The sequence below is a fragment of the Buttiauxella selenatireducens genome, from assembly GCF_031432975.1.
Classification (GTDB): domain Bacteria; phylum Pseudomonadota; class Gammaproteobacteria; order Enterobacterales; family Enterobacteriaceae; genus Buttiauxella; species Buttiauxella selenatireducens.
Window position 1 is genome coordinate 391,942 of the sequence record NZ_CP133838.1, and the last position, 22,758, is coordinate 414,699.

General features: G+C 49.6%; 34 protein-coding genes. 29 read left to right on the top strand and 5 right to left on the bottom strand.

Annotated elements, in window-relative coordinates; all coding sequences use genetic code 11:
* Positions 1–156: 156 nt before the first annotated feature.
* Positions 157–375 carry a YheU family protein gene (locus RHD99_RS01720; RefSeq protein ID WP_034460225.1) on the bottom strand — a complete coding sequence of 73 codons (219 nt, stop codon included), beginning with the start codon at positions 373–375 and terminating at the stop codon, positions 157–159.
* Positions 372–1,394, bottom strand: a complete 1,023-nt coding sequence (locus RHD99_RS01725; protein WP_309877279.1) for a hydrolase — start codon at positions 1,392–1,394, stop codon at positions 372–374. The genes RHD99_RS01720 and RHD99_RS01725 overlap by 4 nt, the downstream gene beginning before the upstream one ends.
* Before the next feature lie 62 nt (positions 1,395–1,456).
* Here RHD99_RS01725 and RHD99_RS01730 point away from each other — a divergent pair, with 62 nt between their 5' ends.
* Positions 1,457–2,056 carry a LysE family translocator gene (locus tag RHD99_RS01730; RefSeq protein ID WP_309877280.1) on the top strand — a complete coding sequence of 200 codons (600 nt, stop codon included), beginning with the start codon at positions 1,457–1,459 and terminating at the stop codon, positions 2,054–2,056.
* 35 nt (positions 2,057–2,091) lie between these two features.
* Here RHD99_RS01730 and RHD99_RS01735 read toward each other — a convergent pair whose 3' ends face one another.
* Positions 2,092–3,996, bottom strand: coding sequence for an ABC transporter ATP-binding protein (locus RHD99_RS01735; RefSeq protein ID WP_270142476.1), 1,905 nt, complete (start codon positions 3,994–3,996; stop codon positions 2,092–2,094).
* Between the two features lie 125 nt (positions 3,997–4,121).
* On the opposite strand from RHD99_RS01735, the gene kefG reads away from it, so the two are divergent.
* From kefG to slyD, 4 genes are all read left to right on the top strand, one after another.
* Positions 4,122–4,673 (top strand): glutathione-regulated potassium-efflux system ancillary protein KefG, encoded by a 552-nt coding sequence (gene kefG, locus RHD99_RS01740; RefSeq protein ID WP_309879054.1) that lies wholly within the window; start codon positions 4,122–4,124, stop codon positions 4,671–4,673.
* Complete coding sequence (gene kefB / locus RHD99_RS01745) at positions 4,673–6,481, top strand: glutathione-regulated potassium-efflux system protein KefB (RefSeq protein WP_309877281.1); 1,809 nt, start codon at positions 4,673–4,675, stop codon at positions 6,479–6,481. Before kefG ends, kefB begins: the two co-directional genes overlap by 1 nt.
* Before the next feature lie 14 nt (positions 6,482–6,495).
* Positions 6,496–6,696 (top strand): YheV family putative zinc ribbon protein, encoded by a 201-nt coding sequence (locus RHD99_RS01750; RefSeq protein WP_183272344.1) that lies wholly within the window; start codon positions 6,496–6,498, stop codon positions 6,694–6,696.
* Positions 6,697–6,795: 99 nt separating this feature from the next.
* The gene (slyD, locus tag RHD99_RS01755; RefSeq protein WP_183272345.1) at positions 6,796–7,380 is read left to right on the top strand and encodes a peptidylprolyl isomerase; all 585 of its coding nucleotides are present in this window, start codon (positions 6,796–6,798) and stop codon (positions 7,378–7,380) included.
* A 50-nt stretch (positions 7,381–7,430) separates the two neighbouring features.
* On the opposite strand, the gene RHD99_RS01760 is transcribed toward slyD, so the two are convergent.
* Positions 7,431–7,649 (bottom strand): protein SlyX, encoded by a 219-nt coding sequence (locus tag RHD99_RS01760; protein WP_183272346.1) that lies wholly within the window; start codon positions 7,647–7,649, stop codon positions 7,431–7,433.
* A gap of 227 nt (positions 7,650–7,876) precedes the next feature.
* On the opposite strand from RHD99_RS01760, the gene fkpA reads away from it, so the two are divergent.
* From fkpA to bfr, 11 genes are all read left to right on the top strand, one after another.
* On the top strand, positions 7,877–8,710 hold the full coding sequence (gene fkpA, locus RHD99_RS01765; RefSeq protein WP_183272347.1) for an FKBP-type peptidyl-prolyl cis-trans isomerase: 834 nt from the start codon (positions 7,877–7,879) through the stop codon (positions 8,708–8,710).
* A 177-nt stretch (positions 8,711–8,887) separates the two neighbouring features.
* Positions 8,888–9,610 (top strand): helix-turn-helix transcriptional regulator, encoded by a 723-nt coding sequence (locus RHD99_RS01770; RefSeq protein ID WP_034460202.1) that lies wholly within the window; start codon positions 8,888–8,890, stop codon positions 9,608–9,610.
* Complete coding sequence (gene tusD, locus RHD99_RS01775) at positions 9,610–9,996, top strand: sulfurtransferase complex subunit TusD (protein WP_183272348.1); 387 nt, start codon at positions 9,610–9,612, stop codon at positions 9,994–9,996. The genes RHD99_RS01770 and tusD overlap by 1 nt, the downstream gene beginning before the upstream one ends.
* A complete protein-coding gene (gene tusC, locus RHD99_RS01780; RefSeq protein WP_309877282.1) occupies positions 9,996–10,355 on the top strand; it encodes a sulfurtransferase complex subunit TusC in 360 nt (119 codons plus the stop codon). The genes tusD and tusC overlap by 1 nt, the downstream gene beginning before the upstream one ends.
* A gap of 6 nt (positions 10,356–10,361) precedes the next feature.
* Positions 10,362–10,649 carry a sulfurtransferase complex subunit TusB gene (gene tusB, locus RHD99_RS01785; protein WP_309877283.1) on the top strand — a complete coding sequence of 96 codons (288 nt, stop codon included), beginning with the start codon at positions 10,362–10,364 and terminating at the stop codon, positions 10,647–10,649.
* 126 nt (positions 10,650–10,775) lie between these two features.
* Entirely contained in the window at positions 10,776–11,150 is a 375-nt protein-coding gene (gene rpsL / locus RHD99_RS01790) for a 30S ribosomal protein S12 (protein ID WP_003023654.1), read from the top strand.
* Between the two features lie 90 nt (positions 11,151–11,240).
* On the top strand, positions 11,241–11,711 hold the full coding sequence (gene rpsG, locus RHD99_RS01795) for a 30S ribosomal protein S7 (protein WP_008457106.1): 471 nt from the start codon (positions 11,241–11,243) through the stop codon (positions 11,709–11,711).
* Between the two features lie 93 nt (positions 11,712–11,804).
* Positions 11,805–13,919, top strand: a complete 2,115-nt coding sequence (gene fusA, locus RHD99_RS01800; RefSeq protein ID WP_309877284.1) for an elongation factor G — start codon at positions 11,805–11,807, stop codon at positions 13,917–13,919.
* Positions 13,920–13,991: 72 nt separating this feature from the next.
* On the top strand, positions 13,992–15,176 hold the full coding sequence (gene tuf / locus RHD99_RS01805) for an elongation factor Tu (RefSeq protein WP_309876750.1): 1,185 nt from the start codon (positions 13,992–13,994) through the stop codon (positions 15,174–15,176).
* A gap of 140 nt (positions 15,177–15,316) precedes the next feature.
* Positions 15,317–15,511, top strand: coding sequence for a bacterioferritin-associated ferredoxin (bfd, locus tag RHD99_RS01810; RefSeq protein WP_183273264.1), 195 nt, complete (start codon positions 15,317–15,319; stop codon positions 15,509–15,511).
* Positions 15,512–15,582: 71 nt separating this feature from the next.
* On the top strand, positions 15,583–16,059 hold the full coding sequence (bfr, locus tag RHD99_RS01815; protein ID WP_270142497.1) for a bacterioferritin: 477 nt from the start codon (positions 15,583–15,585) through the stop codon (positions 16,057–16,059).
* Here the strand turns inward: bfr and RHD99_RS01820 are convergent.
* Complete coding sequence (locus RHD99_RS01820; RefSeq protein ID WP_309877285.1) at positions 16,043–16,549, bottom strand: prepilin peptidase; 507 nt, start codon at positions 16,547–16,549, stop codon at positions 16,043–16,045. The genes bfr and RHD99_RS01820 overlap by 17 nt on opposite strands.
* Before the next feature lie 387 nt (positions 16,550–16,936).
* Here RHD99_RS01820 and rpsJ point away from each other — a divergent pair, with 387 nt between their 5' ends.
* The 13 genes from rpsJ (at position 16,937) to rplX (ending at position 22,751) form a co-directional block, all read left to right on the top strand.
* Positions 16,937–17,248 (top strand): 30S ribosomal protein S10, encoded by a 312-nt coding sequence (gene rpsJ, locus RHD99_RS01825; protein ID WP_001181005.1) that lies wholly within the window; start codon positions 16,937–16,939, stop codon positions 17,246–17,248.
* A gap of 31 nt (positions 17,249–17,279) precedes the next feature.
* The gene (gene rplC, locus RHD99_RS01830) at positions 17,280–17,909 is read left to right on the top strand and encodes a 50S ribosomal protein L3 (protein WP_034461783.1); all 630 of its coding nucleotides are present in this window, start codon (positions 17,280–17,282) and stop codon (positions 17,907–17,909) included.
* Between the two features lie 10 nt (positions 17,910–17,919).
* Complete coding sequence (gene rplD, locus RHD99_RS01835; RefSeq protein ID WP_034461782.1) at positions 17,920–18,525, top strand: 50S ribosomal protein L4; 606 nt, start codon at positions 17,920–17,922, stop codon at positions 18,523–18,525.
* Positions 18,522–18,824, top strand: a complete 303-nt coding sequence (gene rplW, locus RHD99_RS01840; RefSeq protein WP_034499029.1) for a 50S ribosomal protein L23 — start codon at positions 18,522–18,524, stop codon at positions 18,822–18,824. Before rplD ends, rplW begins: the two co-directional genes overlap by 4 nt.
* Positions 18,825–18,841: 17 nt before the next feature.
* The gene (rplB, locus tag RHD99_RS01845) at positions 18,842–19,663 is read left to right on the top strand and encodes a 50S ribosomal protein L2 (RefSeq protein ID WP_000301869.1); all 822 of its coding nucleotides are present in this window, start codon (positions 18,842–18,844) and stop codon (positions 19,661–19,663) included.
* A 16-nt stretch (positions 19,664–19,679) separates the two neighbouring features.
* Positions 19,680–19,958, top strand: coding sequence for a 30S ribosomal protein S19 (rpsS, locus tag RHD99_RS01850; RefSeq protein ID WP_001138115.1), 279 nt, complete (start codon positions 19,680–19,682; stop codon positions 19,956–19,958).
* Positions 19,959–19,971: 13 nt separating this feature from the next.
* On the top strand, positions 19,972–20,304 hold the full coding sequence (rplV, locus tag RHD99_RS01855) for a 50S ribosomal protein L22 (RefSeq protein WP_183273267.1): 333 nt from the start codon (positions 19,972–19,974) through the stop codon (positions 20,302–20,304).
* A 17-nt stretch (positions 20,305–20,321) separates the two neighbouring features.
* Positions 20,322–21,020, top strand: a complete 699-nt coding sequence (gene rpsC / locus RHD99_RS01860; protein ID WP_006817277.1) for a 30S ribosomal protein S3 — start codon at positions 20,322–20,324, stop codon at positions 21,018–21,020.
* A 12-nt stretch (positions 21,021–21,032) separates the two neighbouring features.
* Positions 21,033–21,443: a 50S ribosomal protein L16 gene (rplP, locus tag RHD99_RS01865; protein WP_008927134.1), complete on the top strand. Its 411-nt coding sequence runs from the start codon at positions 21,033–21,035 to the stop codon at positions 21,441–21,443.
* Positions 21,443–21,634 carry a 50S ribosomal protein L29 gene (gene rpmC / locus RHD99_RS01870; RefSeq protein WP_008457158.1) on the top strand — a complete coding sequence of 64 codons (192 nt, stop codon included), beginning with the start codon at positions 21,443–21,445 and terminating at the stop codon, positions 21,632–21,634. The genes rplP and rpmC overlap by 1 nt, the downstream gene beginning before the upstream one ends.
* Positions 21,634–21,888 (top strand): 30S ribosomal protein S17, encoded by a 255-nt coding sequence (gene rpsQ / locus RHD99_RS01875; RefSeq protein ID WP_008457160.1) that lies wholly within the window; start codon positions 21,634–21,636, stop codon positions 21,886–21,888. Before rpmC ends, rpsQ begins: the two co-directional genes overlap by 1 nt.
* Positions 21,889–22,054: 166 nt before the next feature.
* On the top strand, positions 22,055–22,426 hold the full coding sequence (gene rplN / locus RHD99_RS01880; RefSeq protein WP_008457164.1) for a 50S ribosomal protein L14: 372 nt from the start codon (positions 22,055–22,057) through the stop codon (positions 22,424–22,426).
* A 10-nt stretch (positions 22,427–22,436) separates the two neighbouring features.
* Positions 22,437–22,751, top strand: coding sequence for a 50S ribosomal protein L24 (rplX, locus tag RHD99_RS01885; protein WP_309877286.1), 315 nt, complete (start codon positions 22,437–22,439; stop codon positions 22,749–22,751).
* Positions 22,752–22,758: the final 7 nt, after the last annotated feature.

The window sequence follows — 22,758 nt, forward strand, 5'->3', positions numbered from 1 at the left end:
CACAAGTGGGTTTAGCTGGGTTTGGCCCTCACCCTAACCCTCTCCGCCAGGAGAGGGAACTGGATTGAGCAAGGGAGCGGGCCTGGTTTGTTTTTCCCCCTCTCCTTTGGGAGAGGGTTGGGGTGAGGGGCATTATGCAGTATAGAAGATTAATAATTAGCCGCGAAATTGCCCACGGGCCATGATATTCACCGTTTCATGGAGTTCTGACCATACCAATACGGCCTCTCCACTTTGCAGTTGGCGCTTAACATCGGCCACCTTTTGCTCTAGTGAGCGCTCTTGTTCACCATAATCTGTACCTTCGCGTAATACAAAGGATTCAATCAGATTATCAAGCGTTTCGGGAGGGAGATCTTGCCAGGGAATCATCATAGTGATTTTTCCAAAAATTTAGACAGCCACTGTGGGATACGCTGCTCAAGCCACATTTCCGGGCGACGTAGTGTGCCACCCACAAACCCAACATGGCCGCCGTAACGCGTCAGTTGGTACTCAATGTTGTCGGGCAATATCGCTTTATCAGGGATCACATGGTGATCCATAAACGGGTCATCTTTAGCGTGGATGATAAGCGTAGGCGTTTTGATTTGTGGCAACAGTGGCATGGCGCTGCACTGGCGGTAATAGTCGATAGCATCGGCGAAACCGTGAATCTTTGAGGTAATCAAATCGTCAAACTCGCGCAGACGGCGCATACCTTTGAGCTGACGCATATCGACAGGGAGAGTCCCCGGATAGCTTCGCAGTTTACGCGCCGCGTTTTTCTTCAATAAATTCAACAAATAGTGCTGATAAACCCGCGAAAACCCTGTTTCGATATGTTTGCTGCAATGCTCAAGCATGAGTGGGGCAGAAACCACAACACCGGCCTGTAGTGTGCAATCAGCACCTTGTTTTGCCATTAAGCAGGCAAGCATATTTCCACCAAGTGAAAACCCGACAGCCGCCGTTGGTGCGTTGCCGTAACGTGTACTGAGCCAGTTGAGGAAGTAGCTTCCATCTTCGGTTTCACCGGAGTGATAGATTCGTTCCTTGCGATTCGGAACGCCGCTGCAACCCCGAAAATGCATCACTACACCGAGCCAGCCTTGCTTACGTGCGGCATCAATTAATCCATGCGCATACGGGCTGTGCAGGCTCCCTTCAAGACCATGAAAAACGACTAACCGTGGTTTATGCGTTGCCTGTCGCGGGTCTTCGCTCCATGCAAGATCGACAAAATCCCCATCCGGCATATCCAGACGCTGCCAGTGAGGTTTGAAATTGAGACGGCGGCGAATTAAGCGAGGGAGCATAGTTTGCAGGTGCGGATTACTGACACCCTTTAACGGACGAAATTGTTCATCGTCTACGTGATTAAAATTCAATGCTGCGGGACTTGTCGTGGCCATATCACACTGTTAGTTTCATTTAGCTTGCTCATTAACTTTACCGGGTGTGGAACACCCATTTCATGGAAACGCTTTTCTTCTCTATGCTTGGTTTTCTTTGGGTCGCGGCGATTACACCCGGCCCAAACAATATGTTGCTGACTTCTTCCGGCGCCAACTACGGCTTTATGCGTACCGTACCTTTGATGATAGGCATCATGCTGGGGATGCAGTGCATCTTGTTGCTGGTGGCCTTTGGCGTCGGTAGCTTAATCCTTTTATATCCAGCGTTGCACCTTATCCTGAAAATTGCCGGGAGTGCTTACCTATTGTGGCTTGCATGGAAAATCGGCACAGCGACATATGAAAAACTGGAAACTGATGCGCCACCTCCGTCACCGATTCCATTCTGGCAGGGTGGTTTGTTGCAGCTTATCAACCCAAAAGCGTGGCTGATGGCGCTAGGCGCAGTGGCAAGTTTTAGCCTTGCCGGTTCTCAGTATCTGCACTCTGTGGTGCTAATCAGCATCGGTATTGCGCTGGTCAACATCGTTGCAGGTATCATCTGGATTGCGTTTGGCAGCATGATTGGCACGCTACTGCGTAGCCGCCGCGCCTGGGCAATCTTTAATATCTTTATGGGTTTGCTGACTGCGGCGTGTGTGCTGCTTATCTGGCATTAGAGTCATCTGGCCTCACATTGGGTGAGGCCAGACTGTCATTCGACCTGCATCATCTGTTCTAACTGGTCATGTGCATCCAGCCATTCCATTTCACACTCTTCCAGAGCCGCTTTTACCTTAACCTGAGTTTGCAGGCATTCCGTCATTTCCGCTTTACGACTTTGGTCGTAAATGGCGCTGTCAGCCAGCTTCTCTTCGACTTCTGCAAGTTGCACATTTAGCTTTTCCATCTGCTTTTCAAGCTTGGTAATTTGCTTGCGCAGCGGTTGGGTTTGCGTGCGTAACTCTGCTTCCCGGCGTTTTTGATCTTTACGCGCCTGCGCACTGTTGACGTTATCTTTTGCCGAGTCTTGCGGTTGGTTTTCCTGTTTTTGCAGATCAACCAGCCATTGCTGATAGTCTTCAAGATCGCCATCGAACGCCTCGACTTTCCCGTCGTGGACTAAATAGAGATCGTCGGTCGTCGAACGCAGTAAGTGACGGTCGTGCGAAACCACGACTAATGCGCCTTCGAAATCAATCAACGCTTCAGTCAGTGCCTGACGCATGTCGAGATCAAGGTGGTTTGTTGGTTCATCGAGCAGCAGCAAGTTCGGGCGCTGCCAGACAACCAGTGCCAGGACCAGACGCGCTTTTTCACCGCCGGAGAAACGTGCGGTCTGCTCGGTCACTTTATCGCCCCGGAATCCAAAGCCGCCCAGGTAATCGCGAAGTTGTTGTTCTAATTCTTTTGGCGCGATACGTGCCAGATGTTGCAGCGGAGATTCGTCAGCACGTAAATATTCAAGTTGGTGCTGTGCGAAGTATCCCAGCTTGATGCCTTTTGCCAGACCAATATCACCCTGCAGTGGTTGAATTTCTTCCGCTAACAGTTTGATAAGGGTGGATTTACCGGCACCGTTACGACCCAGCAGGCCGATGCGGGAACCAGGAACCAGATTAAGCTTGATGGAATCAAGAATCACTCGGTCGCCATAGCCAGCGCTGACTTTTTCCATGCGCAGCAGCGGGTTTGGCAAGCTTTCTGGGGCACGGAAACTGAAATGGAACGGGTTATCTACGTGTGCCGGGGCAATCAATTCCATGCGTTCGAGCATTTTCACACGGCTTTGCGCTTGCTTCGCTTTGCTGGCTTTGGCTTTGAAACGGTCGATAAAACTTTGCAGGTGCGCGACGCGCTCTTGCTGGCTTTCGTACATCGACTGCTGCTGAGCCAGGCGAGTGGCGCGTTGGCCTTCAAACGACGAGTAGTTACCGGTGTATTCAAACATCGATTCTTGCTCGATATGAATAATTTTCCCCACGACAGGGTCTAGGAAGTCACGGTCATGGGAAATAAGAATCAACGTCCCCTGGTAACTTTTCAGCCAGCGCTCAAGCCAAATAACGGCGTCTAAATCCAGGTGGTTGGTCGGTTCATCGAGCAACAGCAAATCTGAACGGCAAATAAGTGCTTGAGCCAGGTTCAGACGCATGCGCCAGCCACCCGAAAAATCACTGACCGGGCGTTCGAGCTGCTCATTGCTGAAGCCTAAGCCGTGCAACAAACTGGAGGCACGGGAGCGAATCGTCCAGGCGTCAACCGCATCCAGTTTACCGTGAACCAGCGCAATAGCATGGCCGTCATTACGCTCATTGGCTTTTGCCAGTTCAGCTTCAAGCTGGCGGAATTCACGGTCGCCATCAATAACATACTCAATGGCGGGCATTGCCAGCGCAGGAGTTTCCTGATTGACCCAGGCTAAAGCCCAGTTTCCAGGGTAAGTCATACTTCCGCCATCGGCGCTGATCTCGTTCTTCAGCAGCGCCAGCAGCGTGGATTTTCCGCAGCCGTTTTTACCTACCAGACCCACTTTTTGGCCCGGATTGATGGTAGCGGTGGCATTATCCAGCAGAACGCGGGTACCGCGACGAATTTGTAACGAGGAGAAAACAATCATAAAGCGCCGTATGTTCAGAGTATGTTAAATTGTCATTATATTTAGGTAACGTGAAGCTTCTGCCTTCGCGTCGGGCTGCATGGTAGCCCAAAATAACGACTATGACGACGCCCTGGAGGGTAATGATGTTGCAGCCGCCGAAAGTTTTGCTGCTATATGCCCATCCGGAGTCACAAGACTCGGTCGCAAACCGCGTCTTACTCCAGGCGGCGAAGAGGCTTGCTAATGTCACTGTGCATGACCTTTACGCTCACTATCCTGACTTTTTTATCGATATCTATCATGAGCAGGCATTGCTGCGACAGCATGATGTCATCGTCTTCCAACATCCTCTTTATACCTATAGCTGCCCGGCGTTACTCAAAGAGTGGCTGGACCGTGTGTTGAGCCGTGGCTTTGCCAGCGGTGTTGGAGGTAATGCTCTGGAGGGAAAGTATTGGCGCAGTGTGATTACCACCGGCGAGCCTGAAGGTGCGTATCGGCATGACGGTTTTAATCGGTTTCCACTGACCGATATTTTGCGCCCGTTTGAGCTCACCGCCGCAATGTGTCGTATGCACTGGATGAATCCCATCATCGTTTATTGGGCTCGTCGGCAAACTCCGCAAGAACTTGCCAGCCACGCGAAGGCCTATGGCGAGTGGCTAGCTTCGCCTTTACTTCCGGGAGGTCGCTAATGGAAGGTTCAGACTTATTGTTGGCTGGCGTCCTGTTTTTGTTTGCCGCGGTAGTTGCTGTGCCGATTGCGGCCCGTTTAGGGATTGGCGCGGTGCTGGGCTATTTATTGGCAGGTATAGCCATTGGTCCATGGGGATTAGGTTTTATCAGTGATGTGGATGAAATTCTTCACTTCTCTGAGTTGGGCGTAGTCTTCCTGATGTTTATCATCGGGCTGGAGTTGAACCCATCCAAGCTTTGGCAACTTCGACGCTCTATTTTTGGTGTCGGTGCCGCGCAGGTGCTGCTCAGTGCCGTTGTGCTGGCCGGATTGCTGATGTTAACGAAGTTTTCCTGGCAGGCGGCGGTGATAGGCGGCATAGGTTTGGCGATGTCATCCACCGCAATGGCGCTACAACTGATGCGTGACAAAGGAATGAATCGCAATGAAGCCGGACAGCTTGGTTTCTCAGTTTTGCTGTTCCAGGATTTAGCGGTCATTCCTGCGATTGCATTGGTGCCGCTGCTGGCCGGGAATGGTGATGACAGCCCTGACTGGATAAAAATCGGCTTCAAAGTGTTGGCCTTTGCAGGAATGTTGATTGGTGGTCGGTATCTGCTAAAACCGGTTTTCCGGTTTATTGCGGGTTCGGGTGTGCGTGAAGTCTTTACCGCCGCCGCACTTTTGTTGGTGCTGGGCTCGGCGTTATTCATGGATGCGCTCGGTTTTTCAATGGCGCTGGGTACGTTTATCGCCGGCGTCTTGTTGGCCGAAAGCGAATACCGGCACGAGCTGGAAATTGCTATCGATCCATTTAAAGGACTATTGCTGGGATTGTTCTTTATTTCCGTTGGCATGGCGTTAAACCTTGGCGTGCTCTACACCCATCTTTTCTGGGTCGTGTTAGGTGTCATGGTGTTGGTAGCCATTAAAGCCGGTGTGCTGTACGGCCTGTCGTGGTTTTTCGGTTTGCGCAGCTCGGAGCGTTTGCAGTTTTCAGGTGTGTTAAGTCAGGGAGGGGAGTTTGCTTTCGTGCTTTTCTCAACGGCTTCATCGCAAAAGCTATTTAGTGGCGACCAAATGCCGCTGCTACTGGTGACCGTCACGCTTTCTATGATGACGACGCCGCTGCTGATGAAAGGTGTCGATGCCATTCTTGCGCGGCGATTTAATGTTGCTGATGACGAAACGGATGAAAAACCTTATGTGGAAGACGATCAGCCACAAGTCATTATTGTTGGCTTTGGGCGTTTTGGGCAGGTCATTGGCCGTTTGCTAATGGCGAACAAGATGCGCATCACGGTACTCGAGAGGGATATCAGCTCTGTAAGCCTGATGCGCAAATACGGCTATAAGGTTTATTACGGTGATGCAACAGAACTGGAGTTGCTGCGATCGGCGGGTGCAGAAACGGCAAAATCGATAGTGATTACCTGTAATGAGCCGGAAGACACCATGAAAGTGGTTCACTTGTGTCAACAACACTTTCCACATCTGGCGATACTGGCGCGAGCCAGGGGGCGTGTAGAAGCTCATGAATTGTTGCAAGCTGGAGTGACCCAATTTTCACGTGAAACCTTCTCCAGTGCGCTGGAGCTCGGGCGTAAGGCCCTGATGACGTTGGGTATGCATCCGCATCAAGCGCATCGTGCACAACTCCACTTCAGGCGGTTGGATATGAGTATGCTGCGTGAATTAATGCCCATTCATACCGATAACGCACAAATTTCCAGGGTGCGTGAAGCGCGTCGTGAACTGGAAGAAATTTTCGAACGTGAGATGCAGCAAGAGCGTCGCCAGTTCGATGGTTGGGATGATTTTGAATAATTAAGGTGAAGCCAATGCCGGTGCGTAAAAGATTTATTGCCGGGGCTGTTTGCCCCGAATGTCAGACGCGGGATTCTCTCGCGATGTGGCGTGAGAATAATGTCGATATAGTTGAGTGTGTTAAGTGTGGACACCAAATGCGTGAGGCGGATAAGCAACCGCAGGACCATGCTCGCAAACAAGAGCAAGTCATTGGGATTTTTCATCCAGACTAGCGAGGTGCGCCAGCTTTTTTTAAGCTTAGGGGTACACCGGCGCTAAATTCCGCTACAATCGGCGCCAGTTTTTTTTCCCATGCTCGCTCAGGAGATATCATGAAAGTAGCAAAAGATCTGGTGGTCAGCCTGGCTTACCAGGTACGTACAGAAGACGGTGTGTTGGTTGATGAGTCTCCGGTGAGTGCGCCGCTGGACTATCTGCATGGTCACGGCTCCCTGATTTCAGGCCTGGAAACTGCGCTGGAAGGCCACGTAGTGGGTGATCGTTTCGACGTGAACGTTGGCGCAAATGACGCTTACGGTCAATACGACGAGAATCTGGTTCAGCGCGTTCCTAAAGATGTGTTCATGGGCGTTGATGAGCTGGAAGTGGGTATGCGCTTCATGGCTGATACCGACCAGGGTCCAGTGCCAGTTGAAATTACCGCTGTTGAAGATGAGCACGTTGTTGTCGATGGCAACCACATGCTGGCAGGTCAGAACCTGAGCTTCAACGTTGAAGTTATCGCTATTCGTGAAGCTACTGCTGAAGAACTGGCTCATGGCCACGTTCACGGTGAGCACGATCATCACCACGACCATGACCACGAAGGTGGTTGCTGTGGTGGTCACGGTCACGACCATGATCACGAACACGGTAAAGGCGGTTGTGGCGGCAATGGCGGCTGCGGTTGCCACTAATCCGTTAAAGATAAAAAAGGCGTGTCACTGACACGCCTTTTTTTATGCTGCTAGTAATGCGGCGGCGGGGTTTCTTCTGATTCTGAGGCCACCATTGACGGTTGGCTGGCTTTTAACTTTTCAACCAGCAATCGGAAATGCTCGCGCAGTTTGACCATTTCTAATTCGTGAGCCGTTACCGTCTGATTTAACTCTTCTATCGTAATCTCCTGAAAAGCGAGACGACTCTCAAGTTCTTCCAGCCGTTGTTCGGTCGATTTTTGTTGCATGGCTAATCTCTCCTGCTCTGCGGATGGACAATTTCCGGCGATTCTACTGAAAAATTCCACACGTTACAGCGCAGTTTTGCTCTGGACGAAACTTCTTTAAACAAAAAGAGTCTGAATTTGTCTCGATAAGACGCGGAGAGATTGTGTAGATTTCTTCCACGACGTTATAGTACATCTCTTAGTTGATAATAACCTTGGGGTTTGAGGCCCCGGCCCTGGAGAAATGGATGAAATCACTGTTTAAAGTAACGCTACTGGCGACCACGATGGCCGTTGCCCTGAGCGCTCCGGCGTTCGCTGCTCCAGCCGCTGCAGCAAAAGATGCTGCTGCACCTACCGCGCCAGCTGCAAGCAACGCGGCATTTAAAAATGACGACCAGAAATCTGCGTATGCATTAGGTGCTTCGCTGGGCCGTTACATGGAAAACTCGCTGAAAGAACAAGAAAAACTAGGGATTACGCTGGATAAAAATCAGCTTATCGCTGGTGTTCAGGATGCATTTGCTGACAAGAGCAAATTATCCGACCAGGAAATCGAGCAGACTCTGCAAGCTTTCGAAGCTCGCGTGAAATCTTCCGCTCAAGCGAAAATGGAAAAAGACGCTAAAGAAAACGCGGATAAAGGCAAAGCCTTCCGTGATGCTTTCGCAAAAGAGAAGGGTGTTAAAACCTCCGCTACTGGCTTGATGTATAAAATCGACAAAGCCGGTACGGGTGAAGCGCCTACCGATAGCGACACTGTTGTTGTGAATTACAAAGGTACACTTATCGACGGTAAAGAGTTCGATAACTCTTATACTCGCGGTGAGCCACTCTCTTTCCGTCTTGACGGTGTTATCCCTGGCTGGACTGAAGGCCTGAAAAACCTCAAGAAAGGCGGGAAAATCAAGCTGGTTATTCCACCAGAACTGGCTTATGGCAAAACTGGCGTTCCGGGGATCCCTGCTAACTCCACACTGGTATTTGACGTTGAGCTGCTGGATATCAAACCAGCACCTAAAGCAGACGCTAAACCAGATGCCGCTCCAGCTCCAGAAGCTGAAGCAGCTAAGAGCAAATAAGGCATTATTAACCGCCGCCCCCAGGGCGGCGGTTTTTTATTTGAGGCAGGATATAATAAAAGCTGGAAAGCGCATCTGACGCTGTATTACCTTAGCAGGCTGCGCAACAACTGAGTATGAGTCTGCCCTGACACCATTTAAGCGCGACAGGCTCTCTGTAGAGGGTGGTATCTTTAAATGTCCAATTCGCTTTTAACCAATGAAACCAGTGAGCTTGACTTGCTGGACCAACGTCCATTTGAACAAACCGACTTTGAAATATTGAAATCCTACGAAGCGGTCGTGGACGGGTTAGCGATGCTGATTGGTTCTCATTGTGAAATTGTGTTGCACTCGCTGCAAGATTTAAAATGTTCCGCTATCCGGATCGCGAATGGTGAACATACCGGGCGTAAAATTGGCTCGCCAATCACCGATCTCGCCTTGCGTATGCTGCATGATATGACTGGCGCGGACAGTAGCGTTTCCAAATGCTATTTTACACGTGCTAAAAGTGGCGTTCTGATGAAGTCAGAAACTATCGCTATCCGCAATCGTGATGAACGCGTCATCGGCCTGCTGTGTATCAACATCAATCTGGACGTACCGTTCTCGCAAATTATGTCGACGTTCATTCCGCCGGAAACGCCGGAAGTTGCTTCGTCCGTAAACTTTGCTTCATCCGTAGAAGACCTGGTCATGCAGGCTCTGGAATTCACAATCGAAGAAGTGAATGCCGACCGCAATGTGTCCAATAATGCTAAAAATCGACAGATTGTGCTTAACCTCTACGAGAAAGGCATTTTTGATATCAAAGATGCTATCAACCAGGTTGCTGACCGTTTGAATATTTCTAAGCACACGGTTTATCTCTACATCCGTCAATTCAAAAACGGTGATTTCCAGGGGCAGGATAAGTAATGCGTTTTGCCATCCTGGTGACAGGCCCGGCCTATGGCACGCAGCAGGCGAGTAGCGCATTGCAGTTTTCCCAGGCCGTCATCATGCAAGGCCATACGTTAGAAAGCGTGTTTTTCTACCGTGAAGGTGTCCACAACGCAAACGTTTTGACGTCGCCTGCGAGTGACGAATTCAATGTCGTACAGGCGTGGCAGCAATTGCATCAACAGCATGGCGTTGAGTTGCATATCTGTGTTGCAGCAGCACTGCGTCGCGGTGTGACGGACGAAGAGCAAGCCACTCAACTCGGTTTACCGAGCCATAACTTGCAGCCAGGTTTTATTCTCAGTGGTCTGGGAGCGCTGGCACAAGCTACGCTGACTTGCGATAGAACGGTGCAATTCTGATGAAGCGTGTCGCATTTGTATTTAAATCAGCCCCTCATGGGAGTGCTGCTGGCCGAGAAGGGCTAGATGCCTTACTGGCAACATCGGCGTTAACTGAAGATGTCGGGGTGTTTTTCGTTGGTGATGGTGTATTGCAACTGCTTCCAGGACAACGGCCTGGTCTCATCCTTGGCCGTGATTACATCGCAACATTTCGCGTACTGCCGTTATATGACATTGACCAGTGTTATCTCTGTGCGGCTTCTGTCCGGGAGCGGGGATTACCAATAGACAGTGCGTGGGTTCTCGACGCACAACCTCTTGAACCGGATGCGTTGGGCGAAATGCTACATCAGTTTGATGTCGTATTAACCTTCTGAGGCTACATGCTGCATATTTTACAACACTCACCTTTTCAAACCGATCTGGAATCGATGCTGCGCTGCGTGAAACATGGCGATGAGTTGTTATTGATCCAGGATGCGGTTATTGTCGCCCTCAGTGGGACGAAGGCCCTTGATTTGCTGCTCGCCGCCCCCATTTCTATTTATGCTCTGCAGGAAGATATCGAGGCACGCGGCTTAACCGCTCAAATTTCGACCAGTGTAGGCAAGGTCAGCTATACTGATTTCGTCAGATTGACAGTTAAACACGAACAGCAGATTACCTGGTAAAATCCAGGATTGTTGTATATTTCTTGACACCTTTTCGGCTCAGCCCTAAAATTCTGCGTCCTCATATTATATGAGGCCGTTTTATTACGTGTTTACGAAGCAAAAGCTAAAACCAGGAGCTATTTAATGGCAACAGTTAATCAGCTGGTACGCAAACCACGCGCTCGCAAAGTTGCAAAAAGCAACGTGCCTGCGCTGGAAGCCTGCCCGCAGAAACGTGGCGTATGTACTCGTGTATATACTACCACTCCTAAGAAACCAAACTCCGCACTGCGTAAAGTATGCCGTGTGCGTTTGACTAACGGTTTTGAAGTTACCTCCTACATCGGTGGTGAAGGTCACAACCTGCAGGAACACTCCGTGATCCTGATCCGTGGTGGTCGTGTAAAAGACTTGCCAGGTGTTCGTTACCACACCGTTCGTGGTGCACTTGACTGCTCCGGCGTTAAAGACCGTAAGCAATCTCGTTCCAAGTATGGCGTGAAGCGTCCTAAGGCTTAATGGTTTCCGTTAAGTAAGGCCAAACGTTTTAAATAAATGTCAAACTCAATAGAGTTTTGGACAACCCTGAATTAACAACGGAGTATTCCCATGCCACGTCGTCGCGTCATTGGTCAACGTAAAATTCTTCCAGATCCTAAGTTCGGATCAGAGTTGCTGGCCAAATTTGTAAACATTCTGATGGTAGATGGTAAGAAATCTACTGCAGAATCTATCGTCTATACCGCGCTGGAGACCCTGGCTCAGCGTTCTGGTAAAAACGAACTGGAAGCTTTCGAAGTCGCTCTGGACAACGTTCGTCCGACTGTCGAAGTTAAGTCCCGCCGTGTTGGTGGTTCTACTTATCAGGTTCCAGTAGAAGTACGTCCGGTTCGTCGTAATGCTCTGGCAATGCGTTGGATCGTAGAAGCTGCTCGTAAACGCGGTGATAAATCCATGGCTCTTCGCCTGGCGAACGAACTTTCTGACGCTGCAGAGAACAAAGGTACTGCAGTTAAGAAACGTGAAGACGTTCACCGTATGGCTGAAGCCAACAAGGCGTTCGCTCACTACCGTTGGTAATCCCTTCGGAGTGTTAGTCACCAAGCGGGCGCTTCATGTGAGCTGCCCGCTTTGGGTTACTTAAATGAACGTCCCAGGATATAGAGGAATCAAATGGCTCGTACAACACCCATTGCACGCTACCGCAACATCGGTATCAGTGCACACATCGACGCCGGTAAAACCACTACTACCGAACGTATTCTGTTCTACACCGGTGTAAACCATAAAATCGGTGAAGTTCATGATGGCGCAGCCACCATGGACTGGATGGAGCAGGAGCAGGAACGTGGTATCACCATCACTTCCGCTGCAACTACTGCGTTCTGGTCAGGTATGGCTAAGCAGTATGAACCGCATCGCGTAAACATCATCGACACCCCAGGGCACGTTGACTTCACCATCGAAGTTGAACGTTCCATGCGTGTTCTTGACGGTGCGGTAATGGTTTACTGCGCAGTTGGTGGTGTTCAGCCACAGTCTGAGACCGTATGGCGTCAGGCTAACAAATACAAAGTTCCACGCATCGCGTTCGTTAACAAAATGGACCGCATGGGTGCTAACTTCCTGAAAGTTGTAGGCCAGATTAAATCCCGCCTGGGCGCGAACGCTGTTCCGCTTCAGCTGGCGATTGGCGCTGAAGAAGGTTTCACCGGTGTTATTGACCTGGTGAAAATGAAAGCGATCAACTGGAACGATGCCGATCAGGGCGTGACCTTCGAATACGAAGAAATCCCTGCTGATATGGCTGACCTGGCTGCTGAATGGCGCCAGAACCTGGTTGAGTCTGCAGCTGAAGCTTCTGAAGAGCTGATGGATAAATACTTGGGCGGCGAAGAGCTGACCGAGGAAGAAATCAAAACTGCACTGCGTTCACGTGTACTGCGTAACGAGATCATTCTTGTTACCTGTGGTTCTGCGTTTAAGAACAAAGGCGTACAGGCAATGCTGGATGCGGTAATTGATTACCTGCCAGCGCCGACTGACGTACCTGCGATCAACGGTATGCTGGACGACGGTAAAGACACTCCATCTGAGCGTCACGCTAGTGATGAAGAGCCGTTTGCTGCTCTGGCATTCAAAATCGCTACCGACCCGTTCGTTGGTAACCTGACGTTCTTCCGCGTGTACTCTGGCGTGGTTAACTCTGGTGATACCGTATACAACCCGGTTAAATCGGCTCGTGAGCGTTTTGGTCGTATCGTTCAGATGCACGCTAACAAACGTGAAGAGATCAAAGAAGTTCGCGCGGGCGACATTGCTGCGGCAATCGGCCTGAAAGACGTGACTACAGGTGACACCATCTGTGATCCGGACAACGTGATCATTCTGGAGCGTATGGAATTCCCTGAACCGGTAATCTCCATCGCAGTAGAACCAAAAACCAAAGCTGACCAAGAAAAAATGGGTCTGGCTCTGGGTCGTCTGGCTAAAGAAGATCCATCATTCCGCGTATGGACTGATGAAGAATCTAACCAGACCATCATCGCTGGTATGGGTGAACTGCACCTCGACATCATCGTTGACCGTATGAAACGTGAATTCAACGTTGAAGCTAACGTTGGTAAACCTCAGGTTGCTTACCGTGAAGCGATTCGCGCGAAAGTTACTGATATTGAAGGTAAACACGCTAAGCAGTCTGGTGGTCGTGGTCAGTACGGTCATGTTGTTATCGACATGTACCCACTGGAGCCGGGCTCAAATCCGAAAGGTTATGAGTTCATCAACGACATCAAAGGTGGTGTAATTCCTGGTGAATACATCCCTGCTGTTGATAAAGGCATCCAGGAGCAGCTGAAGTCTGGTCCTCTGGCGGGTTACCCAGTAGTAGATCTCGGTGTGCGTCTGCACTTCGGTTCTTACCACGACGTTGACTCCTCCGAACTGGCGTTTAAACTGGCCGCTTCTATTGCCTTCAAAGATGGCTTTAAGAAAGCTAAACCAGTTCTGCTTGAGCCTATCATGAAGGTTGAAGTTGAAACTCCAGAAGAGAACACTGGTGACGTTATCGGTGACCTTAGCCGTCGTCGTGGTCAGCTGAAAGGTCAGGAATCTAACGCTACTGGCGTTCAGATTCACGCTGAAGTTCCGTTGTCTGAAATGTTCGGGTACGCAACTCAATTGCGCTCCCTGACCAAAGGTCGTGCATCTTACTCCATGGAATTCCTGAAGTATGATGATGCGCCTAACAACGTTGCTCAGGCCGTAATTGAAGCCCGCGGTAAATAAACCCAGGGTTTATAAAACATTGATCCCGCGCTCTCTCCTTGAGGGGAGAGCGCAACAGTAAGGAATATAGCCGTGTCTAAAGAAAAATTTGAACGTACAAAACCGCACGTCAACGTCGGTACAATCGGTCACGTTGACCATGGTAAAACTACTCTGACTGCAGCAATCACTACCGTTCTGGCTAAAACCTACGGTGGTTCTGCTCGTGCATTCGACCAGATCGATAACGCACCAGAAGAAAAAGCTCGTGGTATCACCATCAACACTTCCCACGTTGAATATGACACCCCGACTCGCCACTATGCGCACGTTGACTGCCCAGGGCACGCCGACTACGTTAAAAACATGATCACCGGTGCTGCTCAGATGGACGGCGCTATCCTGGTTGTTGCTGCGACTGATGGCCCAATGCCACAGACTCGTGAGCACATCCTGCTGGGTCGTCAGGTTGGCGTTCCATTCATCATCGTGTTCCTGAACAAATGTGACATGGTTGATGACGAAGAGCTGCTGGAACTGGTAGAAATGGAAGTTCGTGAACTTCTGTCTCAGTACGATTTCCCAGGTGATGATACTCCAATCATCCGTGGTTCTGCTCTGAAAGCGCTGGAAGGCGAAGCAGAGTGGGAAGCTAAAATCGTTGAACTGGCTGGTTTCCTGGATTCTTACATCCCAGAACCAGAACGTGCTATCGACAAGCCATTCCTGCTGCCAATCGAAGACGTATTCTCTATCTCCGGTCGTGGTACAGTTGTTACCGGTCGTGTAGAGCGCGGTATCGTTAAAGTTGGCGAAGAAGTTGAAATCGTTGGTATCAAAGAGACTGCTAAGTCTACCTGTACTGGCGTTGAAATGTTCCGCAAACTGCTGGACGAAGGCCGTGCTGGTGAGAACGTTGGTGTTCTGCTGCGTGGTATCAAACGTGAAGAAATCGAACGTGGTCAGGTTCTGGCTAAGCCAGGCTCTATCAAGCCGCACACTCAGTTCGAGTCTGAAGTTTATATCCTGTCCAAAGACGAAGGCGGCCGTCATACTCCGTTCTTCAAAGGCTACCGTCCACAGTTCTACTTCCGTACAACTGACGTGACTGGCACCATCGAACTGCCAGAAGGCGTTGAGATGGTAATGCCGGGCGACAACATCAAAATGGTTGTTACCCTGATTCACCCAATCGCGATGGACGACGGTCTGCGTTTCGCAATCCGTGAAGGCGGCCGTACTGTAGGCGCGGGTGTTGTTGCTAAAGTTATCGCTTAATTGCTGATACCTTTTGTATGAAAAAGAGCGCTTAGGCGCTCTTTTTTTTATCCCTAAAGACATCAATCCAATATACGCGTGCTATTGTAATCATAACTATTCTCATTTACACTTTGTGCGTAATTTGAACGGGAGTGATTATGTACGTTTGTCTGTGTAATGGCGTAAGTGATAAAAAAATCCGGCAGGCAGTTCGCCAATTTCATCCACAATCTTTCCAACAGCTTCGCAAGTTTGTGCCCGTGGGAAATCAATGCGGCAAATGTGTTCGTGCGGCTCGAGAAATCATGCAAGAAGAGTTATTGCAGATCCCAGAATTTAAAGAGATTGCCTAAGAGGGTCACTTTTTTTTGACTTACTCCGTGCTACATCTACGCTTCATGTAGTGGAAGCGGAGGGAGTAAAAATGAAAGGTGATACTAAGATTATAAATTATCTCAATAAATTATTGGGAAACGAGCTTGTCGCGATCAATCAGTATTTTCTCCATGCGAGAATGTTCAAAAACTGGGGCTTAATGCGCCTCAACGAAGTTGAATACCACGAATCCATCGATGAAATGAAACACGCCGATAAATATATCGAACGTATTTTATTCCTCGAAGGTATTCCAAACCTGCAAGACTTGGGCAAACTTCATATCGGCGAAGATGTCGAAGAAATGCTTCAGTCCGACCTCAAACTAGAATTGGAAGGTGCTAAAGATTTGCGTGAGGCGATTGCTTACGCGGATACCATCCATGACTATGTCAGTCGCGATATGCTGATCCAAATTCTTACTGAAGAAGAGCATCATATTGACTGGTTGGAAACTGAATTAGATCTCATCTCTAAAATTGGTTTGCAAAATTACCTTCAGTCGCAAATCAAAGAAGGAAACTGAGTTCTTTAAACTGTGGGAAGGAAGAACATATCCAGCCTATGGAACCACCCGCTATCGCAAGGTTTGGTCCGAAGGGTAGCGGAGTGGTAGTCAGTGAAACGTGATTTTTTAAAGACACTCTTCTGACTAGTGCCCACACTAATCCAGACGTTGCCGCAGCAGATATAATCCATCCCAGACTTTGCCACCCATGCCATGCACCCAGTGCTGCCAAAAGCTTCATATCCCCGTATCCAATACCCTCGACATTACGCACAAAAAAGTAAACCCAGTAAAGCACCCATAAGCTCAAATAACCAACCATTGCACCTTCTACAGATTCTAATAAATGGTCCGGAGAAAAACAGACTTGGTACAGTAACCCAGACCACAACAAGGGATACGTCAGCCTATCCGGTAGGATCATGCAGTGATAGTCAACCCAGGCTAGGCGGAGCAGAAAACCTATGTGCAGGCCAATAAAAAGAAATGCTAAAAGGGAAGAGGGCATAGCGGTTAGCCAATCTCAAGCAAGATGAACTTGAACGCTAAATGAATGAATTACGTAAAGCAAAATCGTGTTTGAGGATTTTCGAGTGAAGTTCCATACAGAATTTTCTAAACGACATCTTTTACTAAGCCAGTGGAAGGTAAACCGAAACCTTACATAAAAGATTGTTTAATTCGTATCCATGGCTTGCGTAAGAGGCAGATTTACGTATAATGCGCGGGCCTGTCTTAATTGACGGCTGGTTCGATATGAACCCGGTAGATGTTTCGTCTACCAGACAACGCTCCCAATTGGGGGGCAACGTAAGAACGGTTACACTCGCCCATCAATCGTAATGGGTACGGGGAGTAATCATTTCGTTTATAAAACAATTGGAGCTCTGGTCTCATGCAGAACCAAAGAATCCGTATCCGCCTTAAAGCGTTTGATCATCGTCTGATCGATCAATCAACTGCGGAAATCGTCGAGACTGCTAAGCGCACTGGTGCGCAAGTCCGTGGTCCGATCCCGCTGCCGACCCGCAAAGAGCGCTTTACCGTTCTGATCTCCCCGCACGTCAACAAAGACGCGCGTGATCAGTACGAAATTCGCACTCATAAGCGTCTGGTTGACATCGTTGAGCCAACTGAGAAAACCGTTGATGCTCTGATGCGTCTGGATCTGGCTGCTGGTGTAGACGTGCAGATCAGCCTGGGTTAATCAGGTCATTGACGATTGAGAGGTTGAAACAATGATTGGTTTAGTCGGTAAAAAAGTGGGTATGACCCGTATCTTCACAGAAGACGGCGTTTCTATCCCAGTAACCGTGATTGAAGTAGAAGCAAACCGTGTTACTCAGGTTAAAGACCTGGCTAACGACGGCTACCGTGCTGTTCAAGTTACCACTGGCGCTAAAAAAGCTAGCCGTGTAACTAAGCCGGAAGCTGGTCACTTCGCTAAAGCTGGCGTAGAAGCTGGCCGTGGCCTTTGGGAATTCCGTCTTGCAGAAGGCGAAGAGTTCACTGTAGGTCAAGACATTAGCGTTGAGCTGTTTGCTGAAGTCAAAAAAGTTGACGTAACTGGCACCTCTAAAGGTAAAGGTTTCGCAGGTACCGTTAAGCGCTGGAACTTCCGTACCCAGGACGCTACACACGGTAACTCCTTGTCTCACCGCGTTCCGGGTTCTATCGGTCAGAACCAGACTCCGGGCAAAGTGTTCAAAGGCAAGAAAATGGCAGGCCAACTGGGCAACGAACGTGTAACTGTTCAGAGCCTGGATGTAGTACGCGTTGACGCTGAGCGCAACCTGCTGCTGGTTAAGGGTGCAGTTCCGGGTGCAACCGGTAGCGACCTGATCGTTAAACCAGCTGTGAAGGCGTGAGGAGATAGCAATGGAATTAGTATTGAAAGACGCGCAAAGCGCGCTGACTGTTTCCGAAACTACCTTCGGTCGTGATTTCAACGAAGCGCTGGTACACCAGGTCGTAGTTGCTTATGCAGCTGGTGCCCGTCAAGGTACTCGTGCTCAGAAGACCCGCGCTGAAGTAACTGGTTCCGGTAAAAAGCCGTGGCGCCAGAAAGGTACCGGCCGTGCGCGTTCAGGTTCTATCAAGAGCCCGATCTGGCGTTCCGGTGGCGTAACCTTCGCTGCTCGCCCGCAGGACCACAGTCAAAAAGTTAACAAAAAGATGTACCGCGGAGCGCTGAAAAGCATTCTGTCCGAACTGGTACGTCAGGATCGTCTGATCGTTGTCGAACAGTTCTCTGTTGAAGCGCCTAAAACTAAGCTGCTTGCTCAGAAACTGAAAGACATGGCTCTGGAAGATGTGCTGATCGTAACTGGCGAACTGGATGAGAATCTGTTCCTGGCTGCACGTAACCTGCATAAGGTTGACGTTCGCGATGCTGCAACAATCGATCCAGTTAGCCTGATCGCCTTCGACAAAGTCGTTATGACTGCTGATGCAGTTAAGCAAGTTGAGGAGATGCTGGCATGATCCGTGAAGAACGTCTGCTGAAAGTACTGCGCGCGCCGCACGTATCTGAAAAGGCATCTATGGCGATGGAAAAAACAAATACCATCGTTCTCAAAGTTGCAAAAGACGCGACCAAAGCAGAGATCGTTGCTGCTGTTGAGAAACTGTTCGAAGTTGAAGTTAAAGGCGTTAATACCTTGGTTGTTAAAGGTAAAACTAAGCGTCATGGACAGCGTATCGGTCGTCGTAGCGACTGGAAAAAAGCTTACGTCACCCTGAAGGAAGGCCAGAATCTGGACTTCGTCGGCGGCGCTGAGTAAGTCGGAGGAGAAAAACAATGGCAGTTGTTAAATGTAAACCGACATCTCCGGGTCGTCGCCACGTTGTTAAAGTGGTCAACCCTGAGCTGCATAAGGGCAAACCTTTTGCTCCGCTGGTTGAAAAAAACAGCAAATCCGGTGGCCGTAACAACAATGGCCGTATCACCACTCGTCACATTGGTGGTGGTCACAAGCAGGCTTATCGTATTGTTGACTTTAAACGCAACAAAGACGGTATCCCAGCTGTTGTTGAGCGTCTTGAGTACGATCCGAACCGTTCTGCGAATATCGCACTGGTTCTGTACAAAGATGGCGAACGCCGTTACATCTTGGCCCCTAAAGGCCTGAAAGCTGGCGACCAGATTCAATCTGGCGTTGATGCTGCAATCAAAGCTGGTAACACCTTGCCGATGCGCAATATCCCGGTTGGTTCTACTGTTCATAACGTAGAAATGAAACCAGGTAAAGGCGGTCAGCTGGCACGTTCCGCTGGTACCTATGTGCAGATCGTTGCACGTGATGGTGCTTACGTTACCCTGCGTCTGCGTTCTGGTGAAATGCGTAAAGTTGAAGCTGACTGCCGCGCAACACTGGGCGAAGTTGGCAATGCTGAGCATATGCTGCGCGTTCTGGGTAAAGCGGGTGCTGCTCGCTGGCGTGGTGTTCGTCCTACCGTTCGCGGTACTGCGATGAACCCAGTCGACCACCCACACGGTGGTGGTGAAGGTCGTAACTTTGGTAAGCACCCGGTAACTCCGTGGGGCGTACAGACCAAAGGTAAGAAGACCCGCAGCAACAAGCGTACTGATAAATTCATCGTACGTCGCCGTAGCAAATAATTTTAGAGGATAAGCCATGCCACGTTCTCTCAAGAAAGGTCCTTTTATTGACCTGCACTTGCTGAAGAAGGTAGAGAAAGCGGTGGAAAGCGGTGACAAGAAGCCCCTGCGCACTTGGTCCCGTCGTTCAACGATCTTTCCTAACATGATCGGTTTGACCATCGCTGTCCATAATGGTCGTCAGCATGTTCCGGTATTTGTTTCCGACGAAATGGTCGGTCACAAACTGGGTGAATTTGCACCGACACGTACTTATCGCGGTCACGCTGCTGATAAAAAAGCCAAGAAGAAATAAGTAGGAGGAAGAGATGGAAACTTTAGCTCAACATCGCCACGCTCGTTCTTCTGCTCAAAAGGTTCGCCTTGTTGCTGACCTTATTCGCGGTAAGAAAGTGTCGCAGGCACTGGAAATTTTGACCTACACCAACAAGAAAGCGGCTGTATTGGTTAAGAAAGTTCTGGAATCTGCCATTGCTAACGCTGAACACAACGATGGCGCTGACATTGACGATCTGAAAGTCGCGAAAATCTTCGTAGACGCAGGCCCAAGCATGAAGCGCATTATGCCGCGTGCAAAAGGTCGTGCAGATCGCATCCTGAAGCGCACCAGCCACATTACTGTGGTTGTGTCCGATCGCTGAGACTCTGGAGACTAGCAATGGGTCAGAAAGTACATCCTAATGGTATTCGCCTGGGTATTGTAAAACCATGGAACTCTACTTGGTTTGCGAACACCAAAGAATTCGCTGACAACCTGGACAGCGATTTTAAAGTTCGTCAGTACCTGACAAAGGAACTGGCGAAGGCGTCTGTATCTCGTATCGTTATCGAGCGTCCAGCTAAGAGCATCCGTGTGACTATTCACACTGCTCGCCCTGGCATCGTAATCGGTAAGAAAGGCGAAGACGTAGAAAAACTGCGCAAGGTCGTAGCGGATATCGCTGGCGTTCCTGCACAGATCAATATCGCCGAAGTTCGTAAGCCTGAACTGGACGCAAAACTGGTTGCTGACAGCATCACTTCTCAGCTGGAACGTCGCGTTATGTTCCGTCGTGCTATGAAGCGTGCTGTACAGAATGCCATGCGTCTGGGCGCTAAAGGTATCAAAGTTGAAGTTAGCGGCCGTCTGGGCGGCGCCGAGATCGCACGTACCGAATGGTACCGTGAAGGTCGCGTGCCGTTGCACACACTGCGTGCTGACATTGACTACAACACCTCTGAAGCGCACACCACTTATGGTGTAATCGGCGTTAAAGTGTGGATCTTTAAAGGTGAGATCTTGGGTGGGATGGCTGCTGTTGAACAACCGGAACCGGCTGCTCAACCTAAAAAGCAGCAGCGTAAAGGCCGTAAGTAAGGAGAGTCGCTGATGTTACAACCAAAGCGTACAAAATTCCGTAAAGTGCACAAAGGCCGCAACCGTGGTCTGGCTGCCGGTACGGATGTTAGCTTCGGCACTTTCGGTCTGAAAGCTGTTGGCCGTGGTCGTCTGACTGCACGTCAGATCGAAGCAGCACGTCGTGCAATGACCCGTGCAGTTAAGCGTCAGGGTAAGATCTGGATCCGTGTATTCCCGGACAAACCGATCACCGAAAAGCCGCTTGAAGTGCGTATGGGTAAAGGTAAAGGCAACGTAGAGTATTGGGTTGCCTTGATTCAGCCTGGTAAAGTCCTCTATGAAATGGATGGCGTACCAGAAGAGCTGGCCCGTGAAGCCTTCAAGCTGGCAGCAGCGAAACTGCCGATCAAAACCACCTTTGTAACTAAGACGGTGATGTAATGAAAGCAAAAGAGCTGCGTGAAAAGAGTGTTGAAGAGCTGAACACCGAGCTGCTGAATCTGCTGCGTGAGCAGTTCAATCTGCGTATGCAAGCGGCAAGTGGCCAGCTGCAACAGACTCACCTGCTGAAGCAAGTGCGTCGTGATGTTGCTCGTGTTAAGACTTTATTGACTCAGAAGGCGGGTGCGTAATGACCGATAAAATCCGTACTCTGCAAGGTCGCGTTGTTAGTGACAAAATGGAGAAATCCATCGTTGTTGCTATCGAACGTGTGGTGAAACACCCGATTTACGGTAAATTCATCAAACGTACGACCAAACTGCACGTACATGACGAGAACAATGAATGTGGTATCGGTGACGTGGTTGAAATCCGCGAATGCCGTCCATTGTCTAAGACTAAGTCCTGGACACTTGTTCGCGTTGTAGAGAAAGCGGTTCTGTAATACAGTACTCGTTCTCTAACGAATAAACGGCTCAGAAAATGAGCCGTTTATTTTTTCTACCCATATTCAGGAACCGGTGTTATAATGCCGCGCCCTCGTTTATGGGGCTTTTTAACGACCTAATTATGGGTCCCGAAGTAGTAGTTGACATTAGCGGAGCACTGAAATGATCCAAGAACAGACTATGCTGACCGTGGCCGACAACTCCGGCGCGCGTCGCGTAATGTGTATCAAGGTTCTGGGTGGCTCGCACCGTCGCTACGCAGGCGTCGGCGACATCATCAAAATTACCATCAAGGAAGCAATTCCGCGTGGTAAGGTGAAGAAAGGCGATGTCCTGAAAGCGGTAGTGGTGCGCACCAAGAAGGGCGTTCGTCGCCCGGACGGTTCTGTCATTCGCTTCGATGGTAATGCATGCGTTATTTTAAACAATAACAGCGAGCAGCCAATCGGCACGCGTATTTTTGGGCCGGTAACTCGTGAACTGCGTAATGAGAAGTTCATGAAAATTATCTCTCTGGCACCAGAAGTACTCTAAGGAGCGAATCATGGCAGCTAAAATCCGTCGTGATGACGAAGTTATCGTGTTAACCGGTAAAGATAAAGGTAAGCGCGGTAAAGTTAAGAATGTCTTGTCTTCCGGCAAGCTCATTGTTGAAGGTATTAACCTGGTTAAGAAACATCAGAAGCCGGTTCCGGCCCTGAACCAACCAGGTGGCATCGTTGAAAAAGAAGCTGCAATTCAAGTTTCTAACGTTGCAATCTACAATGCAGCAACCGGCAAGGCTGACCGTGTAGGCTTTAGATTCGAAGAGGGCAAAAAAGTCCGTTTCTTCAAATCTAACAGCGAAACTATCAAGTAATTTGGAG

Coding starts and splice junctions, on each gene's coding strand:
- rpsC (WP_006817277.1), top strand. CDS start 20,322: ATGGGTCAGAAAGTACATCCTAATGGTATTCGCCTGGGTATTGTAAAA.
- RHD99_RS01725 (WP_309877279.1), bottom strand. CDS start 1,394: ATGGCCACGACAAGTCCCGCAGCATTGAATTTTAATCACGTAGACGAT.
- RHD99_RS01735 (WP_270142476.1), bottom strand. CDS start 3,996: ATGATTGTTTTCTCCTCGTTACAAATTCGTCGCGGTACCCGCGTTCTG.
- rplP (WP_008927134.1), top strand. CDS start 21,033: ATGTTACAACCAAAGCGTACAAAATTCCGTAAAGTGCACAAAGGCCGC.
- RHD99_RS01820 (WP_309877285.1), bottom strand. CDS start 16,549: ATGCCCTCTTCCCTTTTAGCATTTCTTTTTATTGGCCTGCACATAGGT.
- fkpA (WP_183272347.1), top strand. CDS start 7,877: ATGAAATCACTGTTTAAAGTAACGCTACTGGCGACCACGATGGCCGTT.
- rpsL (WP_003023654.1), top strand. CDS start 10,776: ATGGCAACAGTTAATCAGCTGGTACGCAAACCACGCGCTCGCAAAGTT.
- RHD99_RS01730 (WP_309877280.1), top strand. CDS start 1,457: ATGGAAACGCTTTTCTTCTCTATGCTTGGTTTTCTTTGGGTCGCGGCG.
- rplN (WP_008457164.1), top strand. CDS start 22,055: ATGATCCAAGAACAGACTATGCTGACCGTGGCCGACAACTCCGGCGCG.
- rpsG (WP_008457106.1), top strand. CDS start 11,241: ATGCCACGTCGTCGCGTCATTGGTCAACGTAAAATTCTTCCAGATCCT.
- rplX (WP_309877286.1), top strand. CDS start 22,437: ATGGCAGCTAAAATCCGTCGTGATGACGAAGTTATCGTGTTAACCGGT.
- rplV (WP_183273267.1), top strand. CDS start 19,972: ATGGAAACTTTAGCTCAACATCGCCACGCTCGTTCTTCTGCTCAAAAG.
- kefB (WP_309877281.1), top strand. CDS start 4,673: ATGGAAGGTTCAGACTTATTGTTGGCTGGCGTCCTGTTTTTGTTTGCC.
- rplW (WP_034499029.1), top strand. CDS start 18,522: ATGATCCGTGAAGAACGTCTGCTGAAAGTACTGCGCGCGCCGCACGTA.
- rpsQ (WP_008457160.1), top strand. CDS start 21,634: ATGACCGATAAAATCCGTACTCTGCAAGGTCGCGTTGTTAGTGACAAA.
- bfr (WP_270142497.1), top strand. CDS start 15,583: ATGAAAGGTGATACTAAGATTATAAATTATCTCAATAAATTATTGGGA.
- rplD (WP_034461782.1), top strand. CDS start 17,920: ATGGAATTAGTATTGAAAGACGCGCAAAGCGCGCTGACTGTTTCCGAA.
- rpsS (WP_001138115.1), top strand. CDS start 19,680: ATGCCACGTTCTCTCAAGAAAGGTCCTTTTATTGACCTGCACTTGCTG.
- tusB (WP_309877283.1), top strand. CDS start 10,362: ATGCTGCATATTTTACAACACTCACCTTTTCAAACCGATCTGGAATCG.
- slyD (WP_183272345.1), top strand. CDS start 6,796: ATGAAAGTAGCAAAAGATCTGGTGGTCAGCCTGGCTTACCAGGTACGT.
- RHD99_RS01750 (WP_183272344.1), top strand. CDS start 6,496: ATGCCGGTGCGTAAAAGATTTATTGCCGGGGCTGTTTGCCCCGAATGT.
- rplC (WP_034461783.1), top strand. CDS start 17,280: ATGATTGGTTTAGTCGGTAAAAAAGTGGGTATGACCCGTATCTTCACA.
- tusC (WP_309877282.1), top strand. CDS start 9,996: ATGAAGCGTGTCGCATTTGTATTTAAATCAGCCCCTCATGGGAGTGCT.
- rplB (WP_000301869.1), top strand. CDS start 18,842: ATGGCAGTTGTTAAATGTAAACCGACATCTCCGGGTCGTCGCCACGTT.
- kefG (WP_309879054.1), top strand. CDS start 4,122: ATGTTGCAGCCGCCGAAAGTTTTGCTGCTATATGCCCATCCGGAGTCA.
- RHD99_RS01760 (WP_183272346.1), bottom strand. CDS start 7,649: ATGCAACAAAAATCGACCGAACAACGGCTGGAAGAACTTGAGAGTCGT.
- RHD99_RS01720 (WP_034460225.1), bottom strand. CDS start 375: ATGATGATTCCCTGGCAAGATCTCCCTCCCGAAACGCTTGATAATCTG.
- tusD (WP_183272348.1), top strand. CDS start 9,610: ATGCGTTTTGCCATCCTGGTGACAGGCCCGGCCTATGGCACGCAGCAG.
- rpmC (WP_008457158.1), top strand. CDS start 21,443: ATGAAAGCAAAAGAGCTGCGTGAAAAGAGTGTTGAAGAGCTGAACACC.
- bfd (WP_183273264.1), top strand. CDS start 15,317: ATGTACGTTTGTCTGTGTAATGGCGTAAGTGATAAAAAAATCCGGCAG.
- rpsJ (WP_001181005.1), top strand. CDS start 16,937: ATGCAGAACCAAAGAATCCGTATCCGCCTTAAAGCGTTTGATCATCGT.
- fusA (WP_309877284.1), top strand. CDS start 11,805: ATGGCTCGTACAACACCCATTGCACGCTACCGCAACATCGGTATCAGT.
- RHD99_RS01770 (WP_034460202.1), top strand. CDS start 8,888: ATGTCCAATTCGCTTTTAACCAATGAAACCAGTGAGCTTGACTTGCTG.